The sequence below is a fragment of the Maribacter sp. UH1 genome, assembly GCF_056839145.1.
In genome coordinates this window covers 2,688,314-2,702,888 of the sequence record NZ_CM166387.1, presented here as the reverse complement: position 1 = coordinate 2,702,888, position 14,575 = coordinate 2,688,314, and the positions used below count along the sequence as shown (strand labels likewise).

General features: G+C 35.3%; 12 protein-coding genes. 9 read left to right on the top strand and 3 right to left on the bottom strand.

Annotated elements, in window-relative coordinates:
• The first annotated feature begins 13 nt into the window (after positions 1 to 13).
• Positions 14 to 313 carry a T9SS type A sorting domain-containing protein gene (locus tag UH1x_RS11710; protein ID WP_482621846.1) on the top strand — a complete coding sequence of 100 codons (300 nt, stop codon included), beginning with the start codon at positions 14 to 16 and terminating at the stop codon, positions 311 to 313.
• Between the two features lie 52 nt (positions 314 to 365).
• Here UH1x_RS11710 and UH1x_RS11705 read toward each other — a convergent pair whose 3' ends face one another.
• Both UH1x_RS11705 and UH1x_RS11700 read right to left on the bottom strand, forming a co-directional pair.
• Positions 366 to 872 carry a hypothetical protein gene (locus UH1x_RS11705; protein ID WP_482621845.1) on the bottom strand — a complete coding sequence of 169 codons (507 nt, stop codon included), beginning with the start codon at positions 870 to 872 and terminating at the stop codon, positions 366 to 368.
• 95 nt (positions 873 to 967) lie between these two features.
• Complete coding sequence (locus UH1x_RS11700) at positions 968 to 3,598, bottom strand: DUF5916 domain-containing protein (RefSeq protein ID WP_482621844.1); 2,631 nt, start codon at positions 3,596 to 3,598, stop codon at positions 968 to 970.
• Between the two features lie 245 nt (positions 3,599 to 3,843).
• Here UH1x_RS11700 and rplM point away from each other — a divergent pair, with 245 nt between their 5' ends.
• The 4 genes from rplM to tsf all read left to right on the top strand — a co-directional run bounded on the left by rplM (position 3,844) and on the right by tsf (position 7,083).
• Entirely contained in the window at positions 3,844 to 4,299 is a 456-nt protein-coding gene (rplM, locus tag UH1x_RS11695; protein ID WP_036151839.1) for a 50S ribosomal protein L13, read from the top strand.
• Position 4,300: 1 nt separating this feature from the next.
• Entirely contained in the window at positions 4,301 to 4,687 is a 387-nt protein-coding gene (rpsI, locus tag UH1x_RS11690; protein ID WP_036151836.1) for a 30S ribosomal protein S9, read from the top strand.
• 241 nt (positions 4,688 to 4,928) lie between these two features.
• Complete coding sequence (rpsB, locus tag UH1x_RS11685) at positions 4,929 to 6,047, top strand: 30S ribosomal protein S2 (RefSeq protein ID WP_482621843.1); 1,119 nt, start codon at positions 4,929 to 4,931, stop codon at positions 6,045 to 6,047.
• 70 nt (positions 6,048 to 6,117) lie between these two features.
• Complete coding sequence (gene tsf, locus UH1x_RS11680) at positions 6,118 to 7,083, top strand: translation elongation factor Ts (protein ID WP_036151832.1); 966 nt, start codon at positions 6,118 to 6,120, stop codon at positions 7,081 to 7,083.
• Between the two features lie 82 nt (positions 7,084 to 7,165).
• Here the strand turns inward: tsf and UH1x_RS11675 are convergent, their stop codons facing one another.
• The gene (locus UH1x_RS11675; protein WP_482626506.1) at positions 7,166 to 9,037 is read right to left on the bottom strand and encodes a M61 family metallopeptidase; all 1,872 of its coding nucleotides are present in this window, start codon (positions 9,035 to 9,037) and stop codon (positions 7,166 to 7,168) included.
• Between the two features lie 154 nt (positions 9,038 to 9,191).
• Between UH1x_RS11675 and pyrH the strand changes: the two genes are divergently transcribed.
• From pyrH to asnS, 4 genes are all read left to right on the top strand, one after another.
• Positions 9,192 to 9,899: a UMP kinase gene (gene pyrH, locus UH1x_RS11670; protein ID WP_036151830.1), complete on the top strand. Its 708-nt coding sequence runs from the start codon at positions 9,192 to 9,194 to the stop codon at positions 9,897 to 9,899.
• Between the two features lie 45 nt (positions 9,900 to 9,944).
• Positions 9,945 to 10,499, top strand: a complete 555-nt coding sequence (gene frr / locus UH1x_RS11665; RefSeq protein WP_036151827.1) for a ribosome recycling factor — start codon at positions 9,945 to 9,947, stop codon at positions 10,497 to 10,499.
• 131 nt (positions 10,500 to 10,630) lie between these two features.
• Positions 10,631 to 13,021, top strand: a complete 2,391-nt coding sequence (locus UH1x_RS11660; RefSeq protein ID WP_482621842.1) for an efflux RND transporter permease subunit — start codon at positions 10,631 to 10,633, stop codon at positions 13,019 to 13,021.
• A gap of 90 nt (positions 13,022 to 13,111) precedes the next feature.
• Entirely contained in the window at positions 13,112 to 14,545 is a 1,434-nt protein-coding gene (gene asnS, locus UH1x_RS11655; RefSeq protein WP_482621841.1) for an asparagine--tRNA ligase, read from the top strand.
• The last annotated feature ends 30 nt before the right edge of the window (positions 14,546 to 14,575 follow it).

Sequence of the window (14,575 nt, the reverse complement as noted above, 5' to 3'; positions counted from 1 at the left end):
TACGCTATTTTTCATGAAAAGACTTCTAATCATAGTATTATTTATAAGCCTTGGAGCAGGTAAACTAGCTGCGCAAGACATAAAAGTCTTTCCTAACCCTGCAACGAATGTCATTAATGTCTTAGGACTCAAAAATGATTCGAATGCGGCTATAAGCATCAGAGATAGTTACGGAACCCAAATTATCTTTCACCAATGGGATATTAAAAGAAATTCCTTGAATATTCCTGTTTTCAATCTTGAAAAAGGTTTGTACATGATTACCATACAATCTGAACATCAAAACGTAAAAACTAAATTTTACAAGCAATAAAAAACCCTCACAAGAAGTGCAAGGGTCATTTATTACTATAATTGAATATAGTTTATCGCTTCACGAAAATCAATTGCCCGTCTTCTGAAAAGTTAGGAATATCAAGATCGCTGGCATCTAATGTCATTACATTACCTTCAATAGTAACACCTATTGCCACTTCCTCACCATTTTCATCTATGGTAGTTACAGTTTCTCCGTCAAAAGTATAAGTACTTTCATTGACATCAGATTCTGTTGGGCAAGGAATATCTAAACCTGTAGCAGTTGCGTTAACTTCAATATAATTTGCGGAATTAGAAGCGCTAGCCGTTAAGTCTTCATTAAACTGCAAAGTAATAATGAAGCAATTTTCTTCTGTAAGAAAATCTAGAATCTGTTTTCCAAATTTAACATCGTCACTTGCCGTTTCATTGTCAATTTCAAGTTCTGTAGCATCCCAAGTGCCAACAATAGCCGCACTATTCAGTTCTGCTTCATTTTGGGTCTCATCTTTGTCAGAACTACAGGATACCAATGTTAATACTACTCCTGCAATTAGTAAAATATGCTTATACATCTTTTTAGTTTTTTTTGGTTGTACAAGCATAAAAACGAAAAAATCAACTTATTATTTCATATCCAAACAAACAGCTGCCTAATAAGGACGGGGACTTAGAGTATAAATCTATACGTTGCCTTTAACAAAATGGTATTATCTTTTTTCTGCCCTAGTATTTGACGATCTAAATTCCTACCCAAAGTTTCACCAGGATTCCCTGCCCCTACAACCCCTTGTGACCAGACCAAAAAAATTTCCGACCCAGGCACATATTCCCATCTCAATACTAAATTCGATCGAAACTGGACATATGAAAAATCTGGATTCTCAATCTGATAATCTGTAATTCCGTCAAAATTCTCATCAATCAAATAATTACCAGTGTTATTAGATTGCGAAATTTGATTTTCAGAAAATAAAGTTACTCGCTCATTGAGACTTTCTGCAATAGGATTATTCACGTAATTGAAATTGGTATACGTTCCTCTAGATATAAATGGCTCGCCATAATACTGAATAGATAGATTAGGATTTATGCTATAATTAAAACGGATGGAAGTACTAAACGTTTTTTGATCAATATTACCGGTAATATATCTAGCATCTCCATTAAAATTGGTTTCGGTAACATATTGCGTTTTATTAGGATTCTCTTCAAATTCAGAAGAGATAGACAGGTTAAAAGCATCAAAAGGTTGATAATATAATCTAAACACATAACGCGCTAACGAAAAGTTTTTTTCGGCTGCCTGACTATTTACATAACCCAAGGTAAAACTTAGTTTCTTTCTACTATCAGAACCGAAAAATAGATATGCAAAATTTTCATCTGACCAACGCCAACGTGGTCCGCCACGTAATACGGTATTAGAAAATATACGGGGTTTATGCGCCGCCCCAACTTCTGTCCACCAATTATTTTTATAATTTATAAATCCCTCAAACTGATATTGAATTCTATTATAATTACCCTCAAAATCGTAGGTTGAATACTGACTTAATTCCATATTTGCCCTTCTATAGAAATTAGTGGGTTTAATAAACAACCTACTAACAGATGCAGTTTGTTTAATTTCATCTGCTTGTCTTAGAAATCCAATGTCATTAAGTTCCAATTCTGGTGATCGCCAAATGATGCCACCGTCATATCTCCAATTACCGCCACCTGCTTTACCTACCTCTATTTTACCACCAGTACCTGTAAGCGAGGTTCTATTAGGATCTACAGAAACATGGTCTGCATCAACTCTTTGAAAAAGGTGCGTTATACTAGTTTGCGTTCTTGCAATGGCATCTTCACTTCCTGTAACATGACTACCAACAATGTTGCCTTCCACATAATAATTTCTATCCTTCCAATTGTGTTTAAAATCAAAACCACCGGTGTATGCACCACTTCTTAAAAAATCTAGATTATCTGGTATATTTCTATTCGTAGCAGTAAAAATTCCACCAATAAAAGAATTACGCTCATTAAAATCTTTTTGCACCCTACCTACCAGATAATTGGTTAGTGGTTCTACAAGTTCTGAACGTTTATTACCTACAACATCTTCAATCTCTGCATACATTTTACCGGTAACACTTTCTAAAAGACCCAATGACCACCCGTTTTTGGTCTTACCAGAGAACTTAGCAGCACCCAAAATTGTACTATTTGTTGGCTGATCAATGAATTCATCTGGTGTTGTCGTTGCAAAACCCTGCGGACTTCTTCCTATTCTTCTACTATAAAAAATATTGTCATTATCATCGGCAAACTCATAATCGAAAATATTCTTGTTCTCGATAAAAAAAGGTCGTCGCTCTTCAAAAAAGATTTGAAATCCGTCTAAAGCAATAGCTCCCGGATCAGCATCTACTTGACCAAAATCCGGATTTACGGTCAAGTCTAAGGTCAAATCATTTGTCAAACCAATTTTAGCATCTAACCCAGCATTTAACCTGTAATCATTACCATCACGAAATGGATCACCATCTTGCGAAGGATATGAATCATATTGATTTACCAAAAAAGGTTGAATTTCTAATTGCTTTTGTGGTTGAATATCAATAAGCCCCCTAAGTACACCAAACTCACTTACCCAGCCCGGGGCATCTAACGAAACAGGTTGCCAAAGAGAACGTTCCTCTGCCCTAAAAAATCTTCTGTTCAATTGTAAACCCCAAATCTGTTCTTTTTGTTCTCCAAATTTTAATTGACTGAAAGGTATTTTCATTTCCGCAGTCCATCCATCCACATCAATTTGGGAAGCAGTATACCAAATTGGATTCCAGCTAGCATCCCAAAAATCTCCATTTTGAGATATAAACTCATCCCCCTTTACGCCTGCGGCAGAAATATTGAAAGAGAAACCGGTTCTTTTATCGTTATAACTATCTATATTAATCTCGATCCAATCACCAGAAAAATTATCTCGCCTAGCAAGTCTTTTTTCTATTTTAGAAGGAATACTATCATAACAACGGATGCCAACATAAAGAAATTTGGCATCGTAGGTAATCTTAAATTTTGTGGATTGACTTGGTTTTTCTCCATTATTAGGATCAAAAACAGTAAAATCGTCATCCCAAGATACAGTATCCCAAGCCTTATCAGACAATTTTCCGTCAATTGTAATTTCTTCTCCTACCGTAAGTTGCTTGGTAATATATTCCCTTTGTACCTTTGCAACATCTTTTTGAGCTACTACTGTCGTTAGAAATAGTAGAAATAAGATACTTAGGGATAAACATTTATTCATAACTGTGCGTTCTTTGGTTGATTGATGTGATAATGAAGAGACACAAAAGAATTGTAATTGTTACAGAAACAGTAATAAAACCTATAAGTTTAACAGTATCTCAATACAGACAAAGTAGTTAGATATTACATTTATTTAAAAAATGTAAAAAAATAAGAAACAAGTATTTGCAATTCAAGTTAATAATTGTAGATTTGCAGCCCCTTTCTAGGGATTGATTAAAATAATAGTTAAAAATAGCAGTAGTGGATACATTAAGTTATAAGACCGTTTCGGCCAACAGAACAACTGTAAACAAAGAGTGGTTATTGGTAGATGCCGAAGGAGAAACATTAGGACGCATGGCTTCAAAAGTCGCCTATTTGTTAAGAGGAAAGCACAAGCCAAGTTTCACCCCTCATGTTGATTGTGGTGATAATGTTGTTATTATCAACGCAGAGAAAATTGTTCTTACAGGAAACAAGTGGTCTGATAAATCATATATGAGATACACTGGCTACCCAGGTGGTCAACGTACTACTAGTGTAAAACAATTATTGGATAAAAATCCAGAAGGTATACTTGAAAAAGCAATAAAAGGAATGTTACCTAAGAACAGATTAGGTGCAGAACTTTTTAGAAACCTTAAAGTTTACGCAGGTACAGAGCACGGTCAAGAAGCTCAAAAGCCAACTGTTGTTAATTTAAAAGACATTAAATAAGATGGAAGTAATTCATAAAATTGGTCGTAGAAAGACCGCTGTAGCTAGAGTATATCTTTCTGATGGTAATGGTGATATCACTATTAACAACAAAGATTTAAGCGTATACTTCCCAACTGCAACACTTCAATACAAAGTAAAACAACCTTTCACATTAACTGAAAGCTTAGATACTTATGATGTAAAAGTAAATGTTTACGGTGGTGGTATCACCGGTCAAGCAGAAGCTATTCGTCTTGCTTTATCTAGAGCAATGTGTGAGATTGATGCTGAGAACAGAACAGTATTAAAACCAGAAGGTCTATTAACTAGAGACCCAAGAATGGTTGAACGTAAGAAATTCGGTCAGAAGAAAGCACGTAAAAAATTCCAATTCTCGAAACGTTAATTCGGAATTACAAGATTACCAGGCACCCTTTTTGGGTGCCTATTTTTATATTTTATCATACTGGAAAATCCAGATTATTAACAAGTTCATTGAAAGTCCTTTTAGGACAATTAAAAATCCTTTAATCACTTAATATTAAAGGTAAGATTAGTTTAGCATCTAAATGATGAAGGCTTTTCGGTTGCAAATCGAAATACCACTTTATCATTGCTAATTCATAAGAACGTAAACTAAATTTAAAATGGCGAGAGTCGAAGTAAAACAATTATTAGAAGCAGGTGTACATTTTGGTCACCTAACAAGAAAGTGGAATCCTAACATGGCTCCTTACATCTACATGGAGCGTAATGGTATTCACGTAATCAACCTTTACAAAACAGTTGCAAAATTAGACGAGACCAATGAGGCTCTTAGCAAGATTGCAGCATCAGGTAGAAAAATACTTTTCGTAGCTACCAAAAAACAAGCAAAAGATATCGTTGCTGAAAAAGCAGCAGCAGTAAACATGCCTTACATCACAGAAAGATGGCCAGGTGGTATGCTGACCAACTTTGTTACTATCCGTAAAGCTGTTAAGAAAATGGCTTCTATTGATCGTATGAAGAAAGATGGTACTTTCCTTACATTATCTAAGAAAGAAAGATTGCAAGTTGATCGTTTACGTGCAAAATTAGAAAAGAACTTAGGTTCTATTTCTGAAATGACTCGTTTACCAGGTGCTTTGTTCATTGTTGATACAATGAGAGAACACATTGCAGTAAAAGAAGCTCAAAAATTGAACATTCCTATTTTCGCAATGGTAGATACCAACTGTGACCCTAGAGATGTAGATTACCTTATACCTTCTAACGATGATGCATCAAAGTCTATTGACATCATTATGACAGAAGTTACCAACGCAGTAGCTGAAGGTCTTGCAGAACGTAAGGCTGAAAAAGGTAACTCAGAAGAGAAAAAAGAAAAAGCTCCTAAGAAAAAAGTAGCAGCTGAAAAGCCAGCTCCAACTCCAGCCAAGGTTGATACTAAACCTGCACCAGTGGTTGCTAACGTACCAGACGTTGAGGTAAATGTTGAGGCTACAAAAGAAGCAGTAGCTAAAGATGTGAAGGCTGATGATTTAACAAAAGTTGAAGGTATTGGACCAAAAGCTGCTGAAGCATTAGTTGCTGCAGGTATCGCTACATTCGCAGACCTTTCTAAAGGTGAAGCTGAAAAGATCAAAGAAATCTTAACAGAAGCAAGTTCTAGAATGGCTCATTTAGATCCTACCTCTTGGCCAAAGCAAGCTAAAATGGCTGCTGATGGTAAATGGGACGAACTTAAAGAATGGCAAGACAACACTAAAGGTGGTGTAGAATAAGTTTTTCTATTTTTGATATAAATAAATCTAAGAACAACCCTTTAAAACGGGTATCCTAAAAGAAAATAAAATGGCAAAAATTACCGCCGCAGAAGTAAATAAATTAAGAAAGGCGACTGGCGCTGGAATGATGGATTGTAAAAACGCTTTGGTCGAGGCCGAAGGTGATTTTGACAAAGCCATTGAAGTGCTTCGTAAAAAAGGGCAAAAAGTAGCAGCAAAAAGAGCAGACAGAGATTCATCTGAAGGTGCTGCGATTGCTAAGTTAAATTCTGACCAAACTGTTGGTGTTGCTATAGTACTTGGTTGTGAAACTGATTTCGTTGGTAAAAACGAGAACTTTATTTCTCTTGCCAACCAATTAGCTGAAATAGCACTTAGCTGTAACTCTAAAGAAGAGCTTTTAGCTGCTGATTTTGGAGGTATGACAGTTGCTGACAAATTAGTTGAGCAAACTGGTGTTATTGGTGAAAAATTAGAAATCACGGCTTTTGAAAAATTAGAAGCACCATATGTTGGTTCTTACGTTCACATCAACAAGATCGCTGCTTTAGTTGGTCTATCCGCTAAGGTTGAGACTGCTGATGTATTGGCTAAAGACGTTTCTATGCAAGTTGCTTCTATGGGTGCAACTACATTATCTTATAAAGATTTTGACCCTACATTCGTAGCTGCTGAAACAGAGGCTAGAATAGCTGTTATTGAAAAAGACAACGAAGAACTAGGTCGTTTAGGTAAAACACTTAAAAATGTACCTCAGTATATTTCTATGTCGCAGTTAACTCCTGAAGTTATGGCTAAAGCAGAAGAAGATGCTAAAGCGCAATTACAAGCTGAAGGTAAACCAGAGAAAATTTGGGATAAAATTCTACCAGGAAAAATGGAAAGATTTGTATCTGATAATACTACTTTGGACCAAGAACAGTGTTTATTAGACCAAAACTTCATTAAGGATGAGAAAATCAACGTAGCTAAATATGTTGAGTCTCATGGTGATGTTTCTGTTTTAGGTTTTAAACGTGTAACCGTAGGTTAATTACAATACAACTAACTCAATAAAAAACCGTCTTACTGTAAAAAGTAGACGGTTTTTTTATTTTCAATATTTTACTTATCTCCTAATTCTTCAACCACGCATTTCGCAACTTAACGGTTTCTTCAGTTACCTCTTCTAACGGAACAATTTTCCTGACCTTCTTTAAAGGTTGCCCTACTGGTCCTTCTACAGATATCATTTCCCCGTCTCTTTCTACAGTCATGCTTACTACGGTTTCTGGTGTCCAACCAAAGCTTTCACCTATTATCGGGCGTAGGGTTTCTAAATTAATATCTTGACCATTGATAACCCTAAAAATATCGCCACCCTTCAATTTTAAATCATCAAAGAAAGTATTCAAAGCTATATTCTTACGAATAAATACTACGCTGTCATTTTTAACATCAACATCCATATAAGGCACTTGACCATCAAAAAAGTAACCGGTAGGCTCCTCAACATTCTTTGTCACTAAACCAACCTTAGCAAAATACACATCATACTCTATAGGTGTTGTACCAATTACATGCTGCTTAAAGAAAATATCAACTTCAGGATATGTAATGGAAACAATTTCCCCAAACAAAGCTTCATCTTCAAAAGGAACGTCTGTACCATATTTTTTAGATAACTCTTTCATTAACCAAAGCATACTCTTCTCCCCTCCACTCTTCTCTCTCAATATAATATCTAGACACATATTTATTAAAGCTCCTTTCTCATATACGTTGGCATAATTAGGTTCATAAGGCTGTTCCAATATATTTTTACTCATAACAGTAAAAGACATACTATCATCATAAAATTTAGAATTAGTGATTTTAGCCAACATACGTTCGTAAAAATCATCTTCAGTAATAAGACCTTGCTGAATTTGAAATAAATTAGCAAAGTACTCTGTAGTGCCCTCATACATCCATAAATGTTCAGACATTTTTGGGTCGTTAAAATCAAAATACTGAATCTCTTTAGAGTGAACGGACAACGGTGTAACTATATGAAAAAACTCATGAGAAACCACATCTACCATAGCCTGTTCTAAACGTCCAATATCCATAGCTTCTGGTAACACAACCACAGTAGAGGTATGATGTTCTAGTGCTCCAAACCCATGAGCATCTGGCACAGTATTATCAGACATATATAATAAGATGTTATATTCCTTTGTACTATCAACATCTCCTAAAAATTTCTTTTGAGCACCCATCATAGCCACCATTCTATCTTTTAAATCAGACGCCTTGTAAACGTTATTAGGCGAAAAAAGACTTAAGGTTACCGTAATACCATTTATTTCAAAAGACTCTGTATTTGGTTTTGCATACATTATTGGGTTATCAATTACTTCAAAATAACGATTTGCCTTAAAAGCATCCCACAAAGGATCTGGCTTATTATTTACTTCTCTAGCAAGCGTAGTAGTACCTACTAAATCTGTTGGCTTTTTAATCTGAATAGCATAAGGTATTTCTTTGAACCCATCAAAATAACCTACAAATCCATGAAGATTAAGCATAAAATTGCTATCCTTTGAGATATTGGTACCTGCCGGTGAGAAAACAGCATCATCTACTTCATCCTCCGTATCATAAGTATCATTTACCCAATATTGAACTTTATCTAACTGAGCAGCATTTGAAATACTCCAAGAGTTTTCATCTAGTTTAGTGCTAGGCAGAACATTCCCTTTATAATCCAGCGCTTCAAAATCTTCAATATACTTACCGTAATTATCGGAACTATATGTTCCAGGCACAGTCTTAGGTATTCTAAATATGACCGTTGAAGTTGTAAACGCTCCAGGGTTGATACCTACCTGAACTTTATCATCAACAACATTTACCAAATCAATAGAGGTGACCACGGGACTATTCTCGACAGACAAAAGAGCCTTACCTGCCCCGCAAGCGTTTAATAGTAAAGCAGTGGCAATAATTAATACATTTTTCTTCATAAAAAACTTCATATGTGAATATTTAAAATCAATGATATCAAAGATAGATAATATGTAAAGACAACATCTCAACGATTTATGTTTTGCTTCAACCAAATATTGACTACACCCATCAAATATTTTCATTATTTTTGATGGCAAATAAAAAATTAAGATGCACTACAAAAGAATTCTTCTAAAACTAAGCGGTGAAGCCTTAATGGGCGAAAAGCAATACGGAATAGACTCTAATCGTCTAAATGAATATGCGGAAGAAATTAAAGAAGTAGTTGAAAAAGGTATTGAAGTTGCCATAGTTATTGGTGGCGGTAATATTTTTCGTGGCTTAGCAGGTGCCGCAACAGGAATGGACAGAGTACAAGGTGATCACATGGGAATGTTGGCTACCGTAATCAATGGCTTAGCATTACAAAGTGCATTAGAAATGAACGGCATACAAACTAGATTACAAAGTGCCATTAAAATCAATGAAGTTGCCGAGCCTTTCATTAGAAGACGTGCCATGAGGCATTTAGAAAAAGGAAGAGTTGTTATCTTTGGCGGAGGAACAGGTAACCCATATTTTACCACGGATTCTGCAGCTGTACTAAGGGCTATTGAAATAGAAGCCGATGTAATTTTAAAGGGAACCCGTGTAGATGGTATTTACACTGCCGATCCAGAAAAGGATAAAAGTGCGACGAAATTTGATAACATCTCTTTTTCAGAGGTACTTACAAAAGGACTAAAGGTGATGGATACTACAGCCTTCACACTAAGTCAAGAGAATGAACTACCAATTGTAGTTTTTGATATGAACAAAAAAGGAAACTTACTTAAAATTGTTGACGGCCAAACTATTGGTACAACGGTCAACCTATAATTTTCGGTATAGTTTATGTTATTGCGATAGTAATATAATTATTATATGAACGAAGAAGTACAATTTATATTAGACGCTACAAAGGAAGGCATGAATGCCGCCATAGCTCACCTAGAAAGAGAATTTTTGAAGATAAGAGCTGGGAAAGCCAGCCCAACAATGTTATCATCGGTAATGGTTGATTATTACGGATCACAAACTCCGTTAGCTCAGGTAGCCAATGTAAACACCCCAGATGGTAGAACCATTTCTGTTCAACCATGGGAAAAGAATATGCTTCAAGAAATTGAAAAAGCAATTATGAACGCCAACCTAGGTTTTAACCCTATGAACAATGGCGACATGATTATCATCAACGTTCCGCCATTAACAGAAGAACGAAGAATACAACTTACCAAGCAAGCCAAGGCAGAAGCCGAACATGCAAAAGTAGGTGTACGAAGCGCAAGGCAAGATGCAAACAAAGAAATAAAGGATTTAGATATTTCTGAAGATTTTCAAAAAAATGCCACTGCGGATGTTCAAGATTTAACTGATGCTTTCACAAAGAAAATCGAAGACTTCTTAGTTAAGAAAGAAGCTGAGATTATGAAAGTATAACCAAGAAATTTATAATTATAATTTAAAGCTACCTAGTTTAGGTAGCTTTATTTTTTTTGTAAAAAATTTAAACTTTTCAATTTAGGAACAGATGTAGCTAATAGTTACCTTTGCGACCTGCAAAAACAGTTATGGTAGCTAAACTTACGAAAGGATTTTGGCCTAAAACGGCAAACATAATTCTACGAAACAGAATCCTGATTTTACTCTTGATTGCCGGTTTTACCGTTTTTATGGGTTGGCAATGGCAATACATGCGATTCTCTAGCTCGCAAACGAATCTACTGCCAGATGATCACCCGGTAAATGTTCAATATCAAGATTTTCTAAGCAAATTTGGAGAAGAGGGTAATGCGGTTGTTTTCGCCATACGCGATAGTGCCTTGTTTACACCAGCCAATTTTAACCGTTGGAACAAACTTAGCAAACAACTTGCCGCTTTCCCTGAGGTAGAATTTGTTGTTTCAACAGACAATTTAAAGGAGCTTATAAAAGACAAAGAGAAGCAAGAATTTGTAATGCGCCCTTTAATAAATGGCGAACTAAAATCTAAAAAAGAAATAGATAGCATTACCGATCATCTTTTTAATGATATACCATTTTACGACAACCTACTGTACAATAAGGACAGCAAGACAATAAGAACCATTGTTAATCTAGATAAGGATATTGTAAATACCTCGGTTAGAAAAGACTTCATTTTACAGGACATAAACACTTTAGTCAAAAAATTTGAAGAAGAGACCAATTTGGACGTTCACATATCAGGTATGCCCTATGTGAGAACAATGAACTCCCAAAATATCATTGATGAAATTGGTAAATTTATTTTGGCGGCACTTGGTGTTACCTCGTTAATTTTCTTCTTTTTCTTCAGAAGTATCAGAGCTACGTTCATTTCTATGTGTGTGGTGATTATTGGTGTAATGTGGGCTTTTGGTTTACTTGGATTATTGCAATATGAAATAACCGTTCTTACCGCACTTATTCCACCATTAATTATTGTTATAGGTATACCTAATTGTATCTTTTTGATCAATAAATACCAGCAAGAAGTCAAGAAACACGGTAATCAAGCATTGTCACTACAACGAGTTATTTCTAAGATTGGAAATGCTACCTTGATGACCAACATTACGACCGCATCAGGCTTTGCTACTTTCATTGTAACAGACAGTACCTTATTAAAAGAATTCGGTATAGTTGCCTCTATTAATATCATAGGCATATTTGTTTTATCGCTATTGATTATACCCATTATTTATAGCTTTATGCCGCTTCCAAAAACAAAGCATTTAAAACATTTAAATAAAAAATGGATTGATGCCTTTGTTCAGTGGATGGAACGTATTGTAAGACATAGAAGAATTACGGTGTATATAGTTTCTATATCGTTATTGGTAATAAGTATTATAGGAATTTATCAAATAAGAATATCAGGAAGCCCTATTGAAGACATGCCCAAGAATGCTGAATTCTTTCATGACATTCGTTTTTTTGAAAAAGAGTTCAAAGGTATTATGCCTGTAGAAATAGTAGTAGACACTAAAACTCCTAAAGGCGTTTTAAAACCTGTTACTCTTAAGCGCATGAACCAACTTGGGGAGGTTATTGAAGAAATTCCAGAACTCTCTACACCTGTTTCTGTCGTGAATTTGGTAAAGTACTCTAAACAAGCTTTCTATAATGGTATTCCAAAATATTATCAATTACCTACCAGTCAAGAAAATACGTTCATTATGGATGTTGCCCGTAAATCTGGTGATAATGGCGATTTATTAAAAGCCTTTGTAGACAGTACGGGACAAACAGCCAGAATGACGACTTTCATGCGCGATGTCAATACAAGCCGTATGGAGGAAATAGAAGAGCGTTTATTAGAGAACATTACAAAGATATTCCCATCTGAGCGATATAATGTTTACATGACGGGTAGTGCATTATTGTTCTTAAAAGGAACTAAGTACTTGGTAAAAAACCTTATCATGTCACTTGCTTTGGCAATTGGGCTAATTGCCCTATTTATGGCTTACTTGTTTAGATCATTCAGAATGATCGTTATTTCATTGATTCCTAACTTATTGCCACTGGTGATAACCGCTGGTATCATGGGCTTTGTTGGCGTTCCAATAAAACCATCTACCATTTTGGTATTTAGTATTGCCTTTGGTATATCGGTAGATGACACCATACACTTTCTCGCAAAGTATAGACAAGAACTCACGGCTAACAATTGGCGCATCGAAAAATCGGTTTATAACGCATTAAGGGAAACAGGGGTTAGTATGTTCTACACTTCAATTGTATTATTTTTCGGTTTCTCTGTCTTTGTAATATCTAATTTCGGTGGCACAGTAGCACTAGGTTCGTTAGTTTCGGCAACATTGTTATTAGCCATGTTGGCCAATTTAATTTTATTGCCATCACTACTCTTGTCACTGGAAAAAAGTATCGCTAACAAACAAACACTTAAAAAACCACAAATAGATATTTTACCACAAGATGAAAATAATAACCAATAAAATTATTTAAACCTTGTATATATCGCTTTTTAAGCTCTCTATTTTTTAACAAAATCCTATCTTTGGGACTATAATTTTCAATTCAAGATCATGCGTTTAGCAACAATAAAAGAATTACTAGCAAGTAAGAACTTACTACAAGAAGTAACAATTAAAGGTTGGGTAAGAACCTTTAGAAGTAATAGATTTATAGCATTGAACGATGGCTCTACCTTGGGCACCATTCAGTGTGTTGTTGATTTTGAAAATTTTGATGAAGAGCTATTAAAAAAAGTAAATACTGGTGCTGCATTAAAAGTAACGGGGACTCTTGTTGAAAGTCAAGGTCGCGGACAATCTGTAGAGATTCAGGTTAGCGCTTTAGAGGTATTGGGTGTAGCTGACCCAGAAGAATATCCTATCCAACCTAAAAAACACTCTTTAGAATTTCTTAGAGAAAAAGCCCATTTAAGAATACGTACTAACACATTTGCAGCAATTATGCGTGTTAGATCTACCTTATCTTTTGCTATACACAACTACTTTAGAGAAAATGGTTTCAACTATTTTCATGCTCCTATTATTACGGGATCAGATGCAGAAGGTGCAGGTGAAATGTTCAGAGTAACCACACTTGATGAAAAAAACCCACCGTTAACGGAAGACGGCGAAGTTAATTATAAAGAAGACTTTTTTGGAAAAGAAACCAACTTAACGGTATCTGGTCAACTAGAAGCTGAAGCTTACGCTATGGCTTTAGGAAAAGTATATACATTTGGACCAACATTTAGAGCTGAAAATTCTAATACATCAAGGCATTTAGCTGAATTTTGGATGATAGAACCAGAAATGGCCTTTTTTGATTTAGATGCTAATATGGATCTGGCGGAGGACTTTATTAAGAATGTTATTTCTTATACTTTAGAACATTGTCAAGAAGATTTAGAGTTCTTAGAAAAGAGATTGTTAGACGAAGAAAAAAGCAAGCCGCAAGCTCAGCGTAGTGAAATGCCTTTAATTGAAAAATTAAAGTTCGTAGCAGATAACAACTTCAAAAGAGTTAGTTACACTGAAGCTATAGATATTCTTAAAAATTGCAAGCCCAATAAAAAGAAAAAATTCTCATATATAATAGAAGAATGGGGTGCCGATCTACAAAGTGAACATGAACGTTATTTAGTAGAAAAACATTTTAAATGTCCGGTAATATTGTTTGATTATCCTGCAAAAATCAAAGCTTTTTACATGCGTTTAAATGATGACGGAAAAACCGTAAGAGCCATGGATATTCTTTTCCCTGGTATTGGCGAAATAGTTGGTGGATCTCAAAGAGAAGAGCGTTTAGATGTATTAAAGGAGAAGGTTAAGGAACTGGGCATTGACGAAAAAGAACTTTGGTGGTATTTAGATTTGAGAAAATTTGGAACTGCAGAGCATAGTGGATTTGGACTTGGTTTTGAACGATTAGTTCTTTTCGCTACAGGTATGGGCAATATTAGAGATGTAATACCGTTTCCTAGAACACCGCAGAATGCTGAATTCTAAGCGGATTTAATTACTTTTACAAGTACTAGA